The sequence below is a fragment of the Methanosarcina sp. 1.H.A.2.2 genome (assembly GCF_000979975.1).
Taxonomy (GTDB): Archaea; Halobacteriota; Methanosarcinia; order Methanosarcinales; family Methanosarcinaceae; genus Methanosarcina.
Window position 1 is genome coordinate 13,174 of the sequence record NZ_JJQL01000090.1, and the last position, 19,482, is coordinate 32,655.

Consider the following 19,482-nt stretch of genomic DNA (forward strand, 5'->3'; position numbering starts at 1 on the left):
TCGACCGTACAACCGTATTCGCCATACCGGGTCGTTCCTGTTACGCTCGACGCAGGAGAGCGGTCTTTCCCAAAAAAGCGTAAAAAGAGAAAGAAAAAGCAAGAAAGTAAAAGTGCCATAAAAAGTCTGTGAGGATGTAATCAGGACAGAATTAAGTCCTGCCTGAAAAATGCACTTATACTTTTCTGTTTTTCATTTTTTGAATTATATCTATGAAATATTCGGTTTCCCTTTTCACATCGTCGCTGCAAACTACTGCGGAAATTGCAACAAGGCTGTCAGCTCCATTTTCAACTACAATTTTGCAGTTTTCTTTATTTATTCCCCCAATAGCAGCTACCGGGATTTTTATCGCATTTTTAACTTCTCTTATTCTGGCAGGACCAATTCCCTTTCCTGCATCTTTTTTAGTGGAAGTATCGAATATGGATCCCAGGCCTAAATAATCAGCGCTACTTTTTTCTGCTTCGATTGCTTCCTCAACGTTGTGGACAGTAAGGCCGATTATCTTATCCGAGCCCAGAAGCTTTCTTGCAGTTTCAATTTGCATGTCGTCCTGGCCGATGTGAACGCCATCCGCATCAACTGCCAGAGCAACGTCAATTCTGTCATTTACAAGAAAGATTGCCCTCTCACCGCATATTCTTTTGATTTCGGATGCTTCGTCGACCATTTCTTTTGTACTCTTGTTTTTCTCCCGGTACTGAACAATCTTGCAGCCTGCTTCAACTGCTTCCTTTACATCGGATAAAGTCCCTTTCTTTGAGAGTCCAGAGTCTGTTACAAGGTAAAAGTCGATCTCTTTTAAAAGAGAGGTTTTCTGGTTGAAAGGTGTCTGATTGAAATTTGTTTGAGTGGAATTTTCCTGGTCCATAATGCTTCAACCCATTCAGCATACGTGTTTTAAAAATAATTAGAATCCAGCTGGTTATAATAATTATAATAATAATAAGGTAGCCAGCTCGTAAATTGTTGATATTTGTGATTATCGGTTTTTCTGTGCCTGATATTTAGATATTCGTTTCTTCAAAGGCGGCGGCCCGGTCGCCTGGGCGCGGGACGGAAATGATTGGAAGATGCCATTCGGGATGGCATGGAAAGGTGCACTGGCAAGGGTGTACTGGCAGAGCACCCCGGAATAGTATCCAGGCAGATTAAGCAAACCGCGTGGAAGTCCCTTTTTCCTGATTCATTTTTCTTCGACTTTCATCATGTCCTTTACTTTCTCATCTGACAGGTTGAACACTTCGTCATACAGGTGAACCTTAAAACTTCCGGGCCCGCTTGACTTTTCAGCTGCAAGTTCTCCTGCAACTCCAAAGTAGCATAAAGCATCTTTGGCGGCATCACAATAATCCGGATTGACTGAAGCAAATGAGCCGATTATTGAAGCAGCCATGCAGCCGGTCCCGACAATTGACCCCATTAGCTCATGCCCGTTCTTCACAATAAATGTCTTATTTCCGTCACTTATTATGTCTTCTTTTCCTGTCATTACTACGATGCAGGATTCTGCTTTTGCGAATGCTTTTGCAACTTTTTCGGGATCGGCATTAATTGCGGTTGCTTCTACGCCTTTTGTTTCAGCTTTTTCGCCTGCCAGTTTTGCAATTTCTGAGTAATTGCCTTTGATGATGTCAATGTGGACCGAACCAAGGATTTTTGCAGCCATTTCATCCCTGAATTTCGTAGCTCCAACGCCGACTGCATCAAGTACCACCGGTATTTTCTTTTCGTTTGCAGCGGCAGCTGAGAGCAGCATGGAATCTATGATTTCGGATGTCAGGGTTCCGATATTGAGCACAAGAGCCGACGAGATCTTTGTCATGTCAGCACATTCTTCAGGAGCATGCGCCATTACAGGGAGCGCACCAAAAGCTCTTGTCATATTTGCGCAGTCGTAAATAGTTACCCAGTTCGTGATGTGATGAATCAGGGGTTTTGTTTCCCTTATTGTTTTTAGTGGGTCCTTCATCAGTATTCCTCAATAGACGTTTTAATTTTACGTGGCTTATAGGTATATAATAATTAGCAAGATCTGCGTGTAGTGAATGGGCAGGACTTGTAGTTAAGCATTAAGGATTCGTAATCAAGTATTAAGGGCTCATAATTAAGAATCCTCCTGATTTTTGATCCTTTCCATGTATAAAAACCCTGTTCCGTAGATTGCGATGTTTCTTGCTTTTGTCATGTCATCACTATACGGAAAACAGACTCTTAAAACACTGGCAGAAGGATAGAAAAAAGGACAGATGTTAAAAATGGATTAATGGGGTGAACCTGCCCATCTGTAAGGAAATTCAGGCATCACCACATGTTAATGTGACTGCTTCCTTACCACTTCTAACACTGCAATTCTTTTTTTACACTTATTGTAGCTAACTTTGAATCCGTACCGTTTACATTGCTTACTGTCAGACAGACGGTATAGTTTCCTGCTGATAAATAAGTATGAACCGGGTCCTGTTCGTTTGAAATATCTCCGTCCCCGAAGTCCCAGTACCATGCATCCGGTGCTCCTGTACCGGTGTCGGTAAAAGAGACGTTCAAAGGTGCAGTTCCTGAGCTAACATTGCCGGTGAAATTTGCGACGAGATTATTCGATGTATTTGAGAGATCATACAGATAAATATCTCTTCCTTCACAAAATTCCGGATTATTGCGACAATCTGCATATACGATTTTATCACCATAGACAGACGGACTGAATGCAAGGGTACTGTTAGTTATGCGGGTTGTCCTGGCAGCAGATATCTCATACATGTAGATGTCTTTATTACCCCCACTATAAGGATCGCCTATCGTATATACTATCGAGTTAGCGTAGATTGCAGGCTGATATGCACTTACGTTACTGGTGACCTGAGTTGTTTTGTTGGAAGCAATATCATGCATATATATATTGCCTGATTCTGTCCAGACTACGATATTTCCGTAGATATCGAGTTCGGATTCGGGTATTGAGCTGTTTGTAGTTGTTATTTTGCCTGTTTGTTGAGTGGATATATTATATAAGTAGATATCAGAAGCATTGCTACTATTCTCCTGCGACCACACTACTTTTTTACCATATATGGCAGGAAAGCTGTAAACCGCAGCGATCCTGGTTTCATTGTGAGTATTGAGATCGTAAAGATAAATCCCATCATTTTGGTGATCCTCACCATAATAATAGTTATTAGTATAGACTATGTAGTTCCCGTAAATATCAGGAATACGCCTTCCGGATGCTATAAGAGTTTCATTGCCTGTAGAAATATCATACATATAAACAGCTTCACTATCCGAGGTCCATACCACCTTATCTCCGTATGCATTAAGATTACTTCCTGCCGAATTCCCTGTAATATCTGTCCGGTTTCCGGTAGTTAGATCGTAAGCATGTACATCATTCCCGGCACACTCTGTCCAAAAAACATAGTTGCCATAGATTGATGTTCTCAGTGTTAACCTCTCATCCTGTGTGAGCTTATTTTCCGTTCCAGCCGATGCAATTGTCACCAGTGCAACAGAAATTAATAAAATTACAAATATCGCTAGAGTTTTATTTTTCATATCCAATCCCCACATGTTCCATTGAAAAAAAACTAACAGATTTCTGATTTAGCTTTGCAGCACATATAATTTAGCTCTTATAAAATATATGCATAATCCTTAGATTGATAAATAATCTGTTATTAAAAGCTAAAACCGGGGAAAGTAGAGAGGTTTTACCAGAACTTCTGCTCAATGAAACAGGAAAAAAGAAAAAGCGAAAGCGAAAGAGTTGAGAGTAAGCAGAGACAGGAGAGTAAGCAGAGACAGGAGAGTAAGCAAAGATAGAAGAGTCAGCAGAGATAGTAACCTGCCGACCCGCGGTGAAAGAACCCGAAACGGACTGCTGGTAACAGTAAACCGGAACCACTGGTAACAGTAAACCGGACTGCTGGTAACAGTAAACCGGAACCACTGGTAACAGTAAACCGGACTGCTGGTAACAGTAAACCGGAACCGCTGATAACACTTAGAGCTTATCTGGTAACACTTAGAGCTTATACGGTACTGGTATCGTTCGCCTTTAACTGGTAAAAGTGGTACTCGTATGGTTGCCAGGTATCTTCGATGGTTCCATCAGTAACGTTCACGGTTCTGTTCTCCCATAAAACATCATACGTCCCATCTGGCACGCCGGAAATTGTTGCATTATTTGCCGTGCCGTTTGCTTCGGTAAAATCAAGCATACTTGATGACACAACTAACTTTCTATCGTCTGCATCAGTAAATATGTAAGCTGTAACTGCATCGATTGTGCCGCCCGGATCTGATGTGATATTTGTCCTGCCGCTGGTCACGTTTGTTGTAAGAAGTGTCCTGTTGTCGTTCATAATCCAGGGCCAGACCTGTTCATATTTCGGCTTAAAGCTGACCCAGCCAGCATAGTTTGGAGTATCTTCGGCGTATTTGTAAGCATATGAGAAAACACCCTGCGCCCCGCCTAGAATTCCCATCACGATCTGGCTTTCATGACGTCCCGCCACTTTTTGTTCAGTATCCAGGTCCGGGTCCAGATCATTCACCTCAAGAGCCTGACCGAACGCTTCTGTTGTTAAATATATTGTTTTTCCTGCATTTTTCCAGTCAGGGGCATTGGCAATAAGATTCCCATATACCCAGGCGTGCGGGCGTTCAGGATGAAATTTAGTGTAGGTGGTGAAATAACAGACATCCAGCCCCGGAATAAATTCCTCATCGTCAGGCCCTGTCTGCATATCCCCTAAATAATCGCCGGCAACAGCATCGGGGAAGTATTTCTTCATACCCGTGCGCATGGCGATAAGCGTTGAAGGGTCTCCTTCCTCATCAGGGAAATACACCCCATAGAAATCATCATCAGTAACCCCCAGATCCCTGACTTCTTTCCAGAAGCTTTCAGACTCCATCTGCGGGCCGCCGGTAGCTACCAGATATTTCGAAATCCCCAGCTCTTTGCCTCTATTTACGTTGTCAACAAACTGCTGCGGAGTTATAGAAGTGCTCCATCCGAGGTGGACAAGCGTAGCGTTATCCGTTAAAAACTGAGTGCCTGTCTCCCATCCCATCATCCCGTATGCCGGAACCATACCGCGCGGATACGGAAATTCATTATTTGCCGCCGAGTCATTATCCGAAGCATTTTGCTCGCTAGATACCTGTGCAGCAGATGAGCCGATAATTAAAAAACAAGCCAGGACTGCTGAAGTCAAAAATGTTAAGGATAAATTATCCTTCTTTTTCATCTATTTCAATCCCCCATTTCCCTTTTGTTTGTGTATGTCAGTTATCCAGTGATTATTATAAAATTAGATATTATTTATAATTGCAGGTGCATGAAACATCGATTAAGAGCTTTTCAGAAAAGTTAACAGGGGCATGCTGTAAAAGTAGTTCGTCCCTTAATATTCGGTTGATGTTATTTACAAAATGAATGAGTAGTTTTCAGTGTTTTTTGTTTCTCAACTCGGTAAGTTCACTGGAGCAGATTTGCTTTAAAGCATGAAAACGCAAACATTCGGTACATTAAATGCTAAAGATCCCAGCAGAGATATTGTTTTATGTATGTACGGATAATTCAGATAGTAATATATTAGAGGTGTTTTGAATGAGTTGTTCTTATCTTATAACAGTGAGTCCCAATTCCAATAACGAATCCTATACATGCGAAGTTTCCCCAAAAAAGGGTAAGTTACCTGCTGAAGTGATATCGAAGTACTGCAAAGGCGACTACGAAAATTGTCAAAGATTTATGTACCGTTCACGCTTGATGGGGTAATAAAAGGATTTAGGCTCCTATTGCCTTTAACCTGACTGTTTTTCTGTTTTTGTTTCTTTTCTTCTTTGTTTTTATGGATTTATCTGGAAAAATATCGTTTATTCATTACTGTCAAAGAAAACATTATTAAAGTACTCTCTTATGGGTTTATCAAGAACAGGATCTCCTGTTAAAATCTCTGTGTATGGGAAGTAACCTGAAATTCCATTATAGATATTAATGAAATCTTCATAATTTTCGGATAATCTCTGTTTTAATTTTTCTATTGATCCGGGAGAAAGAATGTAAATTTTTAGGCCATGATTCTCGACTGCATTTGATATTACATGATTGATATGATCATCACCGAAACCGTAACCTATTATAAGCAATCGACGTTGTTTTTGGGAAAGTACTTTTTTAAAGATTTCAAAATAATGGCTCAAAAGAGGTTCTTTACTAATTTGATCTTCTTTATGTTTTCCAATAACCATTGCTTCTTTGCCATCAGAACCTACCCAATTGTAGGAACCATGGAGCTTAATTAGAAAAAAATTTTCTTTTGCCAAAATATCATTGTCGTATAATTCTTCTTTGCTTGGTAACTTAACTAAATCAGAACCATCTTGCTCTTCCTTAATTCCTGGGATACAAATTTTTTGATAATCCATTTCAGCACAAATTTTATGATAACCTTTCTCAAAAAATGAATCTTGATTGAGCGTAAATATGAAAGAGTTTTTCCCCGAGCGTACTTTTAATTTATCTCCATTGGCGAAACAGTAGCATTCTCCATCGGTTGTCATATAATCATAAACTTGCTGGAAAAGAGAGATGAATTGAGATACACCTGTAAGTATCTCTTTTTGTCGTGTTTGTTCTTGTTCGGACTCTTCTAGATAGTTCATGAACTGTGTAAAAACTTTATCAATGTGTTCATATGCGAAGTTTGTAGCCTTCCTTATGGTATCTTTTTCCTCATCTGTAAATTTTATAAATGAACATTTTTTGCCAAATAAACCTTCTTTATCTGCAAAACCTTCTAACACAGAATCATAAATAAATTCATAGTCAAAATTATTCAACATTAACTCTCTTATTCGTGAGTGAACCTGAATTTCCTTATGGTTAAATATTAGATACCACATTTCATTTGCCAGCGGAGCCCCAAAATTTTTACTAAAACCGGCACCGAGTAATAAAATTTTCTCATCACTGTTAATATCCATTTCCAACCACTATTTAGTGCAGCATCTAATTACATATAATATTTCTGAAATTTTTTAGATATTTATTAAATCTATATCATAAAATGCCAATTTGTATCAGTGACCTCCTTAAAAATCACTAATAAGACGCAAAATCAATAGCAATAGATTAATTACTATGTGAAATTCGAATAATGCCTAAACTGGTGCATGTGCAGCCATTTAAGCTCAAAAATCGAATCCTAAACGTTTGTTGTGGAAAAGATCCCCCGAATAAGTGTTTAATATTATGGTTAAAACTTTGATTTTATTCATCATCTAATTCTTACATCCGAGCACGTGTTTACAGGTTCGCTGTTTATTAAACCTTGTATAATGTGAGGAATGGAGTAGAAAATCGTCTGAAATTAGGGGCTAAAAACGAGAAACTCGAAAGGGAGTTAGCAACAGCTTAAACTTGATTCTTTTTTAAACGATTGATTTGATCGTATATCTGTTGAATCAATTCTTCAAATTTATTGATCTCTGATAGATAATTTTCATACGTATGCAGTTTCGTTTTTTGCTCTTGAGTAGTGACTTCACTCTTATATTCTTCTATAAGAGGAGTTATTTTCATTTTTGCAATGTTTAATTCGGTTTCAAAACCATTTCTGATCTGGATAGCAAAAGCATCCAACAAATTTTTTTCCATATATAGATATGTCTTGCGAGATCCAGACTTATGTATTCTTTTTATGCTCCAAAAAATTTCAATATTTTTTATCTTAAGACTGATAGAAGCAAGGCTATATCCGGTTCTCTCTGCCAGTTCCTCCATACTTATTTCATTAGATTCAAAGTTAAGTATCGATAGAATTTGTGCAGTGGCATCATCAACTCCATAACCTTTAAAGATCTCATGACCAATGTCAATTATCTTTTTTTCAATGTCATTCATATTTCTCATCCATGGGTCTGAATATATCCTATTAAAATATTGGCATAATGCATAATCAGTTTGATACCATTTTCAGGCCACCAATTCCAACAGCAATGAGTGCGATAAAAAAAAGCCTGGACATATTCATTGATTCATTGAGAAAGATTATCCCCAATGTTGTTGTCCCGATTATTCCAATACCTGTCCAGACCGCGTAGCCTGTCCCAACAGGCAATGTTCTCAAAGCTTTTTCCAATAAATACATGCTTAAAATCAAACTGACCACTGTAAAAACCGTTGGATAAAATTTGGTAAAATCCTCAGTATATTTAAACCCAATAGCCCATCCCGTTTCAAATATTCCTGCAATTAATATGTAGATCCATTCCATAAATATTACCTTTCAGTACTTTTAATAAATATTAAAAGCTAACTATACAGAAGTTTTATTTATATTATTTGGTAAAATGTCGGTCGTTAACTGATACGTGATTGATGTTTTCATAACATTCTCTTCAACATGGCTTTTGCTTGCGTTTATGTGCTCGTACAGCAGGATGACCACAGTAGCGCCAAAAATGCGGAAAAAAGAGCAGAAACTGGAGTTCGATTAATTTGGAATAATAGCAATTGACGAAGGTGTTTGTGGGTTCGAATTCTACCTCTCGCATTAAATCATGGGGATATAGGTAAGGCGAAAAAACAGAACTCTTAAAAATACATGATTATGTATTCGTTACGAAAAATAAAAAATTTAGAAGGTTCAAAAATAGAATAACTATTCTTCAGACTCAATAAAGAAATCAACATCTATTTTTTGTATGTCTACTGCATATTTGCCTTTAGCTTTAAAGCACTTATACATTTGAACATTAAATCCCTTATCAATGTAGTGTGTCTTCAAACATTTATAAATTTGATTTAAATCCTCAATAGACGTATTAAGTCCAAATATAACACCCACTAATGATTTTTTATCAAATTTTTTAACAACATGATTGTGATTTTCAAAATCATTCCGAACATCAATTAATCTATATTCTTTTTCGTAGCTCCAACTTGAATGTTTTGTAGTAAAAAAATTGAGGAAGCCTTCCATATTTGGTTCAAACATGTTTATAGGAGCTGGAATTATATCTGAATATTCTATTTCAAGCAAGGGCAAAAAATTCGAATCAAAATAAAAACCTAAATCCCCATCTTTTTCAACAGCTTCAAAACAAAGGCAAATACCTTTATGGTCATTTGCATAATGACTCCACATTAAAATTTCATCTTTCTTTTGACTTAAACAAAGCACACGCATTAAATTTAGACGGTCATTATAGTGTTTGTCATTTTCTTTTTGTTGAATCAATCTAAAACGTTCATCACTCACTTTTTTTACCTGATTCTGATAAAAATACTCAAAATCTTCTTCTGTATAGTCATCACCTAAAAAAAACTCAAAATCCTCTTCTGTTCCCTCAAAAAAAAGGTCGATAATAGTATCAAATGGATCATTAAAATGAAAAGGAGATGAAAAAATTAATTCATTATTTATTAATGTATGAAGAGTATTCTTGTTTATTTTTCTGTATTTAAAAAAGACATTTGAACTATCTATCTCAGTCATTGTAGAGTAAATAATATACAGACTAATTAATTTTTCTTTTTTAAATTATTGGCCAATAATCGTTGAACTGCCGGAGTATTCAAATTGAGATTTCCATCCCTTATCCTCTGCTTTATTCCCTGAAACCTGCTCCTTGAAACTCCCATAGCTTCCACTTCAGATTGTGACTTTTGGAGAATGTTATCCATAATCTCTTGTATTGATAAATTCCAGAGTCTTCTTAACTTCAAGAGCCTGCTCATTAATATTGGTGGCTTCCTTCCCAATATAAACAACAGAATCAGCCTGAACATACTTTCTAAATAAGTTATAAATATATTGACATGTATTCATAAAGTTAAGGTGTAATTAATGTACAAAGTATATTTAGTTCAGAACAATATGTCTGGAAAAGCATCTAAAGCTTATACCACTAAGGAATTAGCTAAGAAAAATAAAAAACTATTAGAACATATCACTGAAATTATTGTAGAAGAAGAAAGTGATCAGAATTAAGTTTGATTTTGAAAACTAGCTTTTGCATAAAACCAAGCAATTATCATGATTTTTGGATTTATTGGATTATTTCAAAGCTCAATAATCTCCTCACTGCCGGAGTATTCATATTGAGGTCTCCATTTTTTCTTATTCTCTGCTTGATTCCCTGAAACCTGCTCCTAGAAACTCCGAGAGCTTCAGCTTCAGTTTGTGATATATTGAGAATGTTATTCATTATCTCCTGTTTGTTGACAAATTCCTGAGCCTTCTTCACATCAAGTGCCTGCTCATCAATATTGTTGGCTTCTTTCCCTATGTAGACCAGACCATCCGCATGAATGTGTTTTCTCTCTAAGACTACCTCATCACCATCAAACTTGTATTCTGGATGATCAACGTATTCCAAGATTGTCCTGCTTAATGGCTTGAAATATTGAGATCCTTCCTTAACTTCTCCTGTTTCATAATCAATAAATGGCTCATAAACTATCTTCTGATAATCCTTGGTGAAAGGAGCCATAGGCTTAACAGCCTTGTCATTTTCTTTAATTGTCTGAAAACCTACAAGAAAGAAGTTAAAAGGATTAATCTGTTCGTTCCAGTTTTTCTCTTCATTCAGTTTCTTAAATCTGCTCAACACATTGGAAGTACTAACAGTAAGCCTGGAAATTGCATAAAGGTTTGAATACTTCTCTTGAATGTCCTTTCCAGTAATTTTCCCATAATGCAGTTTAAGAATATCTTGCCAAATTTCAGCCTGCCAATCCTCTACAGAATTAGGAAAAAGGTTTGTTAAATGCCCAAGCCCGTGAAGCATGTAAGATCTTTCATCTTCCATAAAACTGATTTTTTCATTTTCATAATAGTACAGAGCATACATTAGAGGCAATGAACAAAAAGATCAACAAAAGAATATCAGTTTTTCCCAAGGAAATAGTTAATATTTTCATAATTATTCAACTTGGGGAAAACAAAATTAATAATTTCTTCATGAGTTTGCTGGTTATTGATGTATTTTTGTATATTCTATCAATTATTAATCACATGTATCTGTCAAGTGAAGATTGATAGTAACTAAGTGATTTCTTGTAGGCTTAGTGGTTACTTTTTTCTTTCATTTCTGTCTTAATATCCTGAATATTTACTTCTACAGCTTTATAATCTGGGTGATCAGTACCTACTTTAGTTTCCAAAATTTTGAGAGATCGTTCAAATAAGGGTAGAGATTCTTCATAAACTTCAAGTTGAAGGTAAGCAATTGCAAGATTATTTAAAATGTTTGCAATATCTGGATGTTCTGGTCCAAGCTGATTTTCATAATATTCAAGTGCCCATTTACAATAGAAAATTGCATTTTCGAACTGTCCAGTACAAAGACAGAAAGATCCGAAGTTTTTCACCGTAAGTGCAGTGTATGGATGTTCTAATCCTATGACATCAATTAAATTAATAGCCTCTATATAGTGTTCTATAGCTTTCTCGTACTCTTCTATATCCTCTAAAAGTAATGCTAGGTTGTTTTCTGCTGCTACAATATATGGGTGTTCTGATCCTCTTGTTTTTTTAATTATTTCAAGTACCTCTTCGTAAAGTTGGATCGCTTTTTCATATTCTCCCATTTTTTGATATATTAAAGCACGATTGTTTAATGAAGTTGCAATATCTGGGTGCTCTGATCCTATCAATTGCTCCATTATCTCATGTGCTTTTTTGTTAAGTTCCAGTGCTTCTTCGTACTCCCCGATCTCACGACAAAGTTCTGAAATATTGCTTAAACTAACCGAAATATTTTTGTAGTCTGGTTCTGGACCATTTACGAATATTTCAAATGCTCGATAGTAAAGTTCTAGCGCTTTACCGTGCTCGTCCATCATTTGGTAAATTCCTGCGAGATTATTTAGTTTTAATCCGACATCAGGATGTTCCGATCCTAGTACCTTTTCGGAAATAGCAAGAGACTTTTGATAGAACTCTAATGCCTCACCGTATTTTCCTATATCATCATAAAGAGCTGCAATATTGTTTTGAGTTGTTGCAACGATAGAGTGCTCAGATCCGAGTACTTTTTCTTCTATTTCAAGTGCCCTTTGAAACTTAGGTAATGCTTTATCGTATTTTCCTATTTGAAGATAAAGAGATGCTAGGTTATTTAGGATTGTTGTAACAAATGGATACTCTAGTCCTGATTCAGATTCAATAATTTGCAACATTTCCTCATACATGGGAATGATTAATTGGTATGATGCTGCATCATAGAATGGGTTTGAAAAAGTAGTAAACCATTTGTATAAATCCTTTGTTGCTAATGCATTTTTGGCGTGAAAAAAAGCTTCAGTTAATAATGTCTCGTGTTCTATAGTCATTGATTTAATATTCATATTCTCAATTTTCTTGGTGTAGTAGTCACACATAAAACTGTTAACGTCTTCCTTTGACTCCTGACTTTGGTAAGCCTGTAAGCTTTCTTTCATGAGTGGGTGCAACTGAAATTTTCCTTCACTTTCCTGAATAAAAGAGAATCTATTCAGCTCCGAAAGCTTTGTAAGGGAATAACCTGTCATAAATGTGTTAACTAATGCTCTGAGTATATCTACATTCCAGAAACGGAGAGTTGATATAATTTTTAGAGTTTCTTGTTCTTGGGTATCTAAATGTTTCATAAACCTAACAAAAATTTTACTATGAGTTCTTGCAAAATCTTCAGGTTTTGGATAACTGGTTTTTATAATTTCAGTGTATGTATCAACAGCAAGCTCAAGATAATAAGGAACACCCTCACTACCCTTGACTATCACCCTTTGAATCTCCTCATCTTCGACCTTACAAAGATTAAGAAAATTAAGGGCATCTTCATCGGGAAGTTTTTCAAGTTTGTACTGATCGAGATAATTACTCCAATCTTTCTCTTCTTCTTCCCAACGGAGCTTTTCTCTCCCACAGATTACCCAGAGAGCTGATTCAGTTAAGTTTGCAACAATTTCCCTGATCCATTCGTCACGTGAGTTATATTTGCCTTTTTCTTCTTTTTCCCATAAGGTTTCATAGCTATCTAGAAAGAAAATAGCTGATTTTGAGTTTTTTTCCAAGTAATCATCTAAATCACGTGCAAAAATAGCAGGTAATAGGTTTCTGAGGTCACTTGGTTCTTTGTCTAGTATTGTTTTTATATCAGTATTTCTTTTTAGCCACCACTCGTTTAAGTGATTGGGAGCTTTTTCTACAATTTTTTTCACGTTACTGTAATTTATCGAGAAATAATAGCCACCGACGAGGTCAAGTAGGTCAGTTACAATGCTATCTTCAGAGTATCCGTCTTTTGAAAAAGGGATTTGGGGATTTACCTTTTGCCAGTAAGATGCATATGCAATATCGAACAAGTGGAATTTGATGTCATACTTTTCTTGTAATTCACTTTTAAGGATTCCAAGGAAGCTGTCTACTTTCCTGTGAGATTCTATGCTAAAATCAACTGTGGTCCAAACAAATTTATTCCTACATGATTGGTTTTGATCTTTTAGTTTTTTTAGGAGTTCTTTTCGCAAACTGGTTTTGCCGATTCCACCAACTCCATAATAAACCAGAACACTGTAATTTTTACTTCCTATATTTTTAACGGCTGTTTCAAATGTCTTAATGTACTCCTTTCTGTCGACAAATGGTCCCTCATTTTTACCAAATAGGGGGGTAGGGCAAACTGACAATTAAATCCTCCAGAACTCCGTCTCTTCTAAACATTAATATGAAACAAATTCAGTTTTTAATCTTTTCTAATGTCTTTATTAATATCGTACGAACAAAGTGTACATACATTCTCTAAAAATAAATATATTGGACTATTCATTAGTTATATTGGCGATTTTAGTTATCAATCAGTGATCGTATTTTAAGATAACATTTGCTTATATAAAAAGATTAGGAATTTATCTAAGGGCTTAAAGTTAATAGAATGTTACTTTATAAGATGAACAATTTTGGGCTTTGTAAAAATCATCTAGAAACCAGCTTCAATAGGCTAAAAAAGAAGTGAAAATATATCTGGCGATTTAGTCCAAACTAATGGGAATTTTTAATCTCAGAAAATTTCTACAGAGACCAATTTTGTCTTTCTGTGTACTTTGTTCTATATTGCGTGAACTTCTTATGTTTATCAAGCAGCTATAAAGTAAAATTTTTATATACCGGTGCAGAAACATTTAAAAAATCAATTAAAACCGGAAGATCTGACAGCTCCCTCAAGTAACAAATGCTAAATACCTTTAGAAAATCCTAACTTTTTGTTGTTTAACTTGGTTGTTTTTCAACTCAAAACCTAAATTTCCTATAATTTATTCATGTAACTGGTTATTGACCAGTTTCACAATACCGGAGTTAATAGTACAGAGCATACCTTTTAGAGGATATTCCATAAACCAGACATCTTTTTTTCAGGATCATCTGACTTGGCATTCTGCTTCATACAATCCGATTATTCCTTCACTTTATTGCACGAAGCAAAAAACTTAATCCCATAACCGGCATCACAACCAGCCAGTAAAGTAAATAAATTGCTATGAGACCGCCACTAAAAGACGCTTCTTGTGGGTGCCTTGATGAAATTTCCCAGACTGCAAAGAAAAGGGAAAATATAGAAATAATACTCGCTGTAGATGAAACTGCAAGATATGCTTTCATCGAGTATGGATGCCCATGCAAAGATAAAAAGACCAGTAGCGAGAATGGGGACAATAACGCCAGAAGTGTTATCACGAGGGGTGTTACGAGGTACCTGTAGCCACTAAGAAGTTCTTCACCACTAACTTCCCAAAAACTTACAATAACCAGTAAAAATAGCGAAATACAAAACGGGACTGCCAGATACCATCTGGGTATTTCTTTTCTTGCTTCTAATAAGAAAAGCACAGAACCGAAAAGAGATATTGTGCTCATTAATAATAGAAGGACAGCTTCATCGGAACCAGGCAATAAGTGGAATACATTGGTTATAATTGCGACTCCGAGCATGAAGATAACAGACATCAATGCCATCGCAATTTTGATCCTCATTAAATCGTCCCTGTGAAATATAGATTGCCAGCTCAAAGTGTTTACTGGAATATACCTTTTTGAGGGGATTTATTAAAAAAGCCAATATGAAAAAAAATATACGATAAATCAGATAACCTAACACTTTTGTATCAAAGATGAGGTTCCTGACTATAGCCGTTTTTCTGCCAATCAGCAAGACTTATTGATAGCTGCTCTCATAGCCTTCAAATTGGAAAACCTGGTTCGAACGTAATGTTCCAGACCATATTTCCATTCTTTGCATTCGGGTCGGCCTTTGTTAATGAACATAGCCTGGTTGGCGCAGCCTCCCATGCAGATGGGCAGCATCTTGCATTCTACGCAGTCGGGATACTCGAAAGGCTCCCAGGTCAGCCACTGGATCTCGCGGTTTTCCTTATCCTTTTTTTGCCGTGCCAGGTCGCCGATTTTTCCGATGCTTGCGGACTTGTTGCCTATTTCTGTCCAGCACTTGTACATGTCCCCGTCGGGGTCAAGCACAAAAGCATTCGTCCGATTGGCGTCGCAGGCACGGGCAAATCTTGGGTAAAAGGACTCTCTGCCTGCATCGAATCCCATCTGGTTTAAGTTTTTATAAAAATTCTGGTTTATTATAGAGAATTCTTCTGTCAATATGCAGGAACTCTCATACGACTTGCATCCCGCTGTATAAGGGATAACATGGCCCAGGTAAATGAATATGTCACTCAGGTTGTTATCCTTTAACACATCCAGAAGGCTGCTTATATTCTCGATGTTGGAGCGGTCAGTGTTTACGCGGATATATGTCTCGATATCGTTTGCCTTCAGAAGTTTGATTCCTTCAAGAATCCGGTCGAATGTCGGGCCGTTGCTCCCTTTAAGCATTCTACGGCTGTTGTGCACTTTGCGAGGCCCGTCCAGGGTAATATGAATAAACTTAATTCTGTTCTTCTTAAGGTTCTGAACGGTTTCAGGATCTTCTGAAATTAGATAGCCGTTAGTGATCATGCCAGCAGAATATCCGACTTTATTCTCTTCTGTAATGGCAATTATTTTCTGAGATAAATCAAAAATAGTTTCTTTTGCCAGAAGTGGCTCTCCGCCATACCAGGTTACAAATACATCTTTTCCAGTCTTTACTATTTTTCCGATGTAGTTAAGCAAATCCTCTTTTACCTCGTCTGGCATGAAAACATTTTGACCCTCATTCTTGCCCTGGCTTTTGTCCAGTTGTTCGTAACAATAGGCGCAGGCAAAATTGCAGGCTAAAGTGGGGGCAATAACCAGTCTGACTATCTCGCTGTCATACTTATCGCTGTTATAGGCAAATTTGACCGTTCTCAGCTCATCAGCAGTGTCGTCAACGACGAATCCTCCCTTTCGTAGCTCATCAGCAAACTGCTTTTTGTCTTCTGGCAAGAGAGCGTAATCAAACTGAGAAACGTTCAATAAATCTATGCGGCTCTTGCTCACTTCAGCTAGTGCTGTAGTAAGACTGTTAAAAATCATTACCTTTTCAGGGTCATCGGTTGACCAGACAAAATTATAGATGGACGGTTTCATAGTTTTAACGTATATTTAACCTGTTACCTATACTGCTTTTGCACTCGCAGAACCCGCAGCCTCCTACACCATCGCATCCGACACATCCCCCATTCATTTGAGTCAATTTTTGGGGCAATACCAGGTAGATAACATCAGCAGATTCCTCCAAGACTTTAACTTTCACATCTGCCTGAGTCTTCAGGCCCAGTTGTCCGACTGCTTGCTCCGGATCGTCCAATAATGCTTGCTTGAACTCCGGGTTCAACTCTGCTTTAGAGATAATGTGTTGCTTGAACTCCTCGCGGGACAGTGCGTCTGTCGTTTTGATTTCCTTTTTAAGTTTTTTCATTATTTTTACCTCCTCTCAAATATCAAAAAACGATTCTATTTTTTCAACTGTTTATTAACAAGCTTAAGAATCATAAAAAATAATTTCAAATTATACTCTGGAAGTGGATCTATAATCAAATTTTCCAAAAGAATCTTCAAGGACAATATCAGTGACAGTAACTTGAAATTATATTTTTCATAATTCCTGAGCAAACATTTCAACTTTATTAATAATAAATAATCATCCATAGTATAAATATGTGACTACAGATATAATTATCAATTATAATATACATAATATAATTTCTGTTTTTTGTCTAATCTTATAAAGGAATTGATATTCAAAAATAAGCTCTTTAAGACTCTTATTTACTGGCTTTTCAAAATCAAGTATTAAAAATAGACTGGTAGACTAGCAGAAAAATATTGTGAGACAATATAAATTATGAGGAAATGAAAATTATGAAAAAATGAAAATTATGAAAAAATGAAAATTATGAAAAAATGAAAATTATGAGACACTGTCAATTTACAATAGACAACCTGGCTATTATGGATACTGGATATTATAATTGACTTTATAGTATCCTTAACGGCAGTATGCCAAAAGTTCTGTAAATCAGGAATGACTCCATACCCATTTTTTCTTCAACAATTAAAAGGACACAGAGCCAATCAGAATATACTGAACTTTATCTATACCGTCCTTCCTGCCACGCACAGAGTATGGCCAGCAAACCAGAAACGATTCTTACATCCGAAGCACATGTTTACAGGCTCGCTGTTTATCACATTAACGGAAATGTTTACTTCTTTTTTGATCTTGCATCCACGATTTCACATCCGCTATAGGAATAGGACTGCAAGTCCGGTTTTCCGGATCAAGTCGCTATTTTGTATAAAGCTTTCAGGGCTGAATACCTTTTATTCTCAAGGGTCACGCTGTAGTAAGGCACAAGTTTCGGAGAAAAGCCCAGGATATAATCCGCAAATCTGGGAACGTTTCCTGCCATTACATTCATGTATTCAAAATTTCTGGCCTTCAGATCAAGAAACTCCTTATAATAGAGCAGAGCATTGGACCCCCTCAGGCTAAAAGACGGGTCCCGGGCAGAAGACCAGGCAATCGTGCCTTTTTTCCCATAAAGGGTCAGATGTGCTGCAACCGCTTCTCCTTCGGGAGTTTCGGAAACAAGCATGTAGCCAATATTATTTTTCCGAATCAGATTGAATACTTTTTCGAAAAACTTCCTGGGAAGCGGAGGTTTCAGGTGCTGTCTCTCATATACTTTGGAAAACAGCTCATAATAGGTTTCAAGATCATTCCATATCCTTGTCCTGAGTCCGGCCTCGGATGCGGATTTAAGGTCCTTCCGGATCGTCCTTGAAATGTTGCTCTCGACATCTTCGTTCAGGTCCAGATGATGGGTATAGTGGACCTTTGAGTCCCATCCGTTCCAGGTGAATGGTCTTATATCCTCAATCCCCGGAGAGAATTTCAGGTTAATACTATCAAAACCCTGCCTGCAAAGGAATTCCCGGAGGGCGTTAAAGATCTCGTGGGTCTCCTGTACTCTTTTGCTTGCTTTGGGGCTGGAACTCTCCTTTAGAAGAGGTCCGCAATAGTCCGTCATATTGCTTATCGAAGATGCCACCTTCAGGACCCCTTTGAGGTTCTTAACAAAAATGGGGCAGCCTCCCACAAGCTCATCGTTTTTGAAACAACCGTAAATCCTGAGATCTCTTGAAAGGACATCCCTGTAAATCTCTACCCAGTCACTGGTATGAAAGGGGGTGCCGGGTTGGACCTCTTCCACAAGCAAATCCCATTCTCTGTATTCGGATGGCACTAATTCTCTAACTTCAATTTCGTTCATGTTAATCCCAGTGTAAATAGATGATCATTCGTATCTGTAATGAATTCAGGACTTCTGCAGTTGAGCTGAGAAATCAAGAGCAATAAACCTCAGGTCATCTAATTCGTAGTTAGATGGCAATGTTTATTGCACTCGATTTGTTTATTGTACTCGATTTCGTATTTCAACTGCGTAAGGTTTAATCTGAAAAAGCTTCAACGCTGTTAATTCGGCTCAATAGTTTTCTCGTGAGCAGCCACCACATCATCGAGTTTCAGAGTAATCTTGCCATCTGAAACCGTGTAAGGGATGCTCTCCTTCGGATATGCCACACAGCCTCCTCCTATGCCGTTTCCTGTTGCTGCATCAAAGACAGTGCCGCAGGAATCACATACAAGGGTGCCCTGATCAAGGGTAAATCCTATTGAATTGCAAGGAGGGCATACATTGGACCTTACAAAGACCTCATCATTAAACCTGTATGCCATGACTGCAATTTCCCCGCTGTCGGTGTTCACCTTAAAGTGAACATTCGTATCCTCTTCTACAGAACTGGCAGGAATGGATATCTGGTCTCCACTGGCCTGAGTGGTAATCCAAGTCGCCTTTACCGGGCTTGCATCAGCTGTACCTTTTGACCCTATTTCCGTGCATCCGGCTGCCACCAGAGACACCACTACTGCTAACAAAACCGTAAGTATTAATTTTCCATTCATGTTTTTTACTCCGATATAGTT

The 19,482-nt window shown here is 37.4% G+C and carries 18 protein-coding genes; 1 reads left to right on the forward strand and 17 read right to left on the reverse strand.

Annotation, left to right across the window (positions count from 1 at the left end; genetic code table 11):
* Window positions 1–175: 175 nt before the first annotated feature.
* The 4 genes from thiE to EO93_RS14585 all read right to left on the reverse strand — a co-directional run bounded on the left by thiE (window position 176) and on the right by EO93_RS14585 (window position 3,501).
* Window positions 176–874 (reverse strand): thiamine phosphate synthase, encoded by a 699-nt coding sequence (thiE, locus tag EO93_RS14575; RefSeq protein WP_052735475.1) that lies wholly within the window; start codon window positions 872–874, stop codon window positions 176–178.
* Between the two features lie 111 nt (window positions 875–985).
* Window positions 986–1,162 (reverse strand): hypothetical protein, encoded by a 177-nt coding sequence (locus EO93_RS17825; RefSeq protein ID WP_162198712.1) that lies wholly within the window; start codon window positions 1,160–1,162, stop codon window positions 986–988.
* Window positions 1,163–1,189: 27 nt separating this feature from the next.
* Window positions 1,190–1,975: a hydroxyethylthiazole kinase gene (thiM, locus tag EO93_RS14580; RefSeq protein ID WP_048163289.1), complete on the reverse strand. Its 786-nt coding sequence runs from the start codon at window positions 1,973–1,975 to the stop codon at window positions 1,190–1,192.
* Between the two features lie 368 nt (window positions 1,976–2,343).
* Window positions 2,344–3,501: a PKD domain-containing protein gene (locus tag EO93_RS14585; protein ID WP_082107677.1), complete on the reverse strand. Its 1,158-nt coding sequence runs from the start codon at window positions 3,499–3,501 to the stop codon at window positions 2,344–2,346.
* Window positions 3,502–3,766: 265 nt separating this feature from the next.
* Between EO93_RS14585 and EO93_RS18015 the strand changes: the two genes are divergently transcribed.
* Entirely contained in the window at window positions 3,767–3,910 is a 144-nt protein-coding gene (locus tag EO93_RS18015) for a hypothetical protein (protein WP_200898126.1), read from the forward strand.
* A 121-nt stretch (window positions 3,911–4,031) separates the two neighbouring features.
* On the opposite strand, the gene EO93_RS14590 is transcribed toward EO93_RS18015, so the two are convergent.
* The 13 genes from EO93_RS14590 to EO93_RS14660 form a co-directional block, all read right to left on the reverse strand.
* Window positions 4,032–5,255 (reverse strand): hypothetical protein, encoded by a 1,224-nt coding sequence (locus tag EO93_RS14590; RefSeq protein WP_048163292.1) that lies wholly within the window; start codon window positions 5,253–5,255, stop codon window positions 4,032–4,034.
* A 631-nt stretch (window positions 5,256–5,886) separates the two neighbouring features.
* On the reverse strand, window positions 5,887–6,996 hold the full coding sequence (locus tag EO93_RS14595) for an SIR2 family protein (protein WP_048163293.1): 1,110 nt from the start codon (window positions 6,994–6,996) through the stop codon (window positions 5,887–5,889).
* A gap of 430 nt (window positions 6,997–7,426) precedes the next feature.
* The gene (locus EO93_RS14600) at window positions 7,427–7,915 is read right to left on the reverse strand and encodes a GbsR/MarR family transcriptional regulator (RefSeq protein WP_048163295.1); all 489 of its coding nucleotides are present in this window, start codon (window positions 7,913–7,915) and stop codon (window positions 7,427–7,429) included.
* 55 nt (window positions 7,916–7,970) lie between these two features.
* A complete protein-coding gene (locus EO93_RS14605) occupies window positions 7,971–8,288 on the reverse strand; it encodes a multidrug efflux SMR transporter (RefSeq protein ID WP_048163296.1) in 318 nt (105 codons plus the stop codon).
* Between the two features lie 387 nt (window positions 8,289–8,675).
* Window positions 8,676–9,512 (reverse strand): DUF2971 domain-containing protein, encoded by an 837-nt coding sequence (locus tag EO93_RS14610; RefSeq protein ID WP_048163297.1) that lies wholly within the window; start codon window positions 9,510–9,512, stop codon window positions 8,676–8,678.
* A gap of 26 nt (window positions 9,513–9,538) precedes the next feature.
* The gene (locus EO93_RS14615) at window positions 9,539–9,805 is read right to left on the reverse strand and encodes a hypothetical protein (RefSeq protein WP_200898127.1); all 267 of its coding nucleotides are present in this window, start codon (window positions 9,803–9,805) and stop codon (window positions 9,539–9,541) included.
* 260 nt (window positions 9,806–10,065) lie between these two features.
* Window positions 10,066–10,827, reverse strand: coding sequence for a hypothetical protein (locus EO93_RS14620; RefSeq protein ID WP_200898128.1), 762 nt, complete (start codon window positions 10,825–10,827; stop codon window positions 10,066–10,068).
* A gap of 256 nt (window positions 10,828–11,083) precedes the next feature.
* A complete protein-coding gene (locus tag EO93_RS14630) occupies window positions 11,084–13,690 on the reverse strand; it encodes a tetratricopeptide repeat protein (protein WP_048163304.1) in 2,607 nt (868 codons plus the stop codon).
* 772 nt (window positions 13,691–14,462) lie between these two features.
* Complete coding sequence (locus tag EO93_RS14635) at window positions 14,463–15,032, reverse strand: hypothetical protein (RefSeq protein ID WP_052735476.1); 570 nt, start codon at window positions 15,030–15,032, stop codon at window positions 14,463–14,465.
* Between the two features lie 171 nt (window positions 15,033–15,203).
* Window positions 15,204–16,577 (reverse strand): radical SAM/SPASM domain-containing protein, encoded by a 1,374-nt coding sequence (locus EO93_RS14640; RefSeq protein WP_048163305.1) that lies wholly within the window; start codon window positions 16,575–16,577, stop codon window positions 15,204–15,206.
* 4 nt (window positions 16,578–16,581) lie between these two features.
* A complete protein-coding gene (locus EO93_RS14645; RefSeq protein ID WP_048163329.1) occupies window positions 16,582–16,908 on the reverse strand; it encodes an NHLP leader peptide family RiPP precursor in 327 nt (108 codons plus the stop codon).
* 862 nt (window positions 16,909–17,770) lie between these two features.
* A complete protein-coding gene (locus EO93_RS14655) occupies window positions 17,771–18,766 on the reverse strand; it encodes a GNAT family N-acetyltransferase (protein WP_048163306.1) in 996 nt (331 codons plus the stop codon).
* A 203-nt stretch (window positions 18,767–18,969) separates the two neighbouring features.
* Window positions 18,970–19,461, reverse strand: coding sequence for a Fe-S-containing protein (locus tag EO93_RS14660; RefSeq protein WP_048163307.1), 492 nt, complete (start codon window positions 19,459–19,461; stop codon window positions 18,970–18,972).
* Between the last annotated feature and the right edge of the window lie 21 nt (window positions 19,462–19,482).

What these genes read in the sequence shown, in the direction of transcription:
- thiE (WP_052735475.1), bottom strand. Translation starts at nt 874, where the DNA reads ATGGACCAGGAAAATTCCACTCAAACAAATTTCAATCAGACACCTTTC.
- thiM (WP_048163289.1), bottom strand. Translation starts at nt 1,975, where the DNA reads ATGAAGGACCCACTAAAAACAATAAGGGAAACAAAACCCCTGATTCAT.
- EO93_RS14590 (WP_048163292.1), bottom strand. Translation starts at nt 5,255, where the DNA reads ATGAAAAAGAAGGATAATTTATCCTTAACATTTTTGACTTCAGCAGTC.
- EO93_RS14595 (WP_048163293.1), bottom strand. Translation starts at nt 6,996, where the DNA reads ATGGATATTAACAGTGATGAGAAAATTTTATTACTCGGTGCCGGTTTT.
- EO93_RS14600 (WP_048163295.1), bottom strand. Translation starts at nt 7,915, where the DNA reads ATGAATGACATTGAAAAAAAGATAATTGACATTGGTCATGAGATCTTT.
- EO93_RS14605 (WP_048163296.1), bottom strand. Translation starts at nt 8,288, where the DNA reads ATGGAATGGATCTACATATTAATTGCAGGAATATTTGAAACGGGATGG.
- EO93_RS14610 (WP_048163297.1), bottom strand. Translation starts at nt 9,512, where the DNA reads ATGACTGAGATAGATAGTTCAAATGTCTTTTTTAAATACAGAAAAATA.
- EO93_RS14615 (WP_200898127.1), bottom strand. Translation starts at nt 9,805, where the DNA reads ATGTTCAGGCTGATTCTGTTGTTTATATTGGGAAGGAAGCCACCAATA.
- EO93_RS14620 (WP_200898128.1), bottom strand. Translation starts at nt 10,827, where the DNA reads ATGGAAGATGAAAGATCTTACATGCTTCACGGGCTTGGGCATTTAACA.
- EO93_RS14635 (WP_052735476.1), bottom strand. Translation starts at nt 15,032, where the DNA reads ATGAGGATCAAAATTGCGATGGCATTGATGTCTGTTATCTTCATGCTC.
- EO93_RS14640 (WP_048163305.1), bottom strand. Translation starts at nt 16,577, where the DNA reads ATGAAACCGTCCATCTATAATTTTGTCTGGTCAACCGATGACCCTGAA.
- EO93_RS14645 (WP_048163329.1), bottom strand. Translation starts at nt 16,908, where the DNA reads ATGAAAAAACTTAAAAAGGAAATCAAAACGACAGACGCACTGTCCCGC.
- EO93_RS14655 (WP_048163306.1), bottom strand. Translation starts at nt 18,766, where the DNA reads ATGAACGAAATTGAAGTTAGAGAATTAGTGCCATCCGAATACAGAGAA.
- EO93_RS14660 (WP_048163307.1), bottom strand. Translation starts at nt 19,461, where the DNA reads ATGAATGGAAAATTAATACTTACGGTTTTGTTAGCAGTAGTGGTGTCT.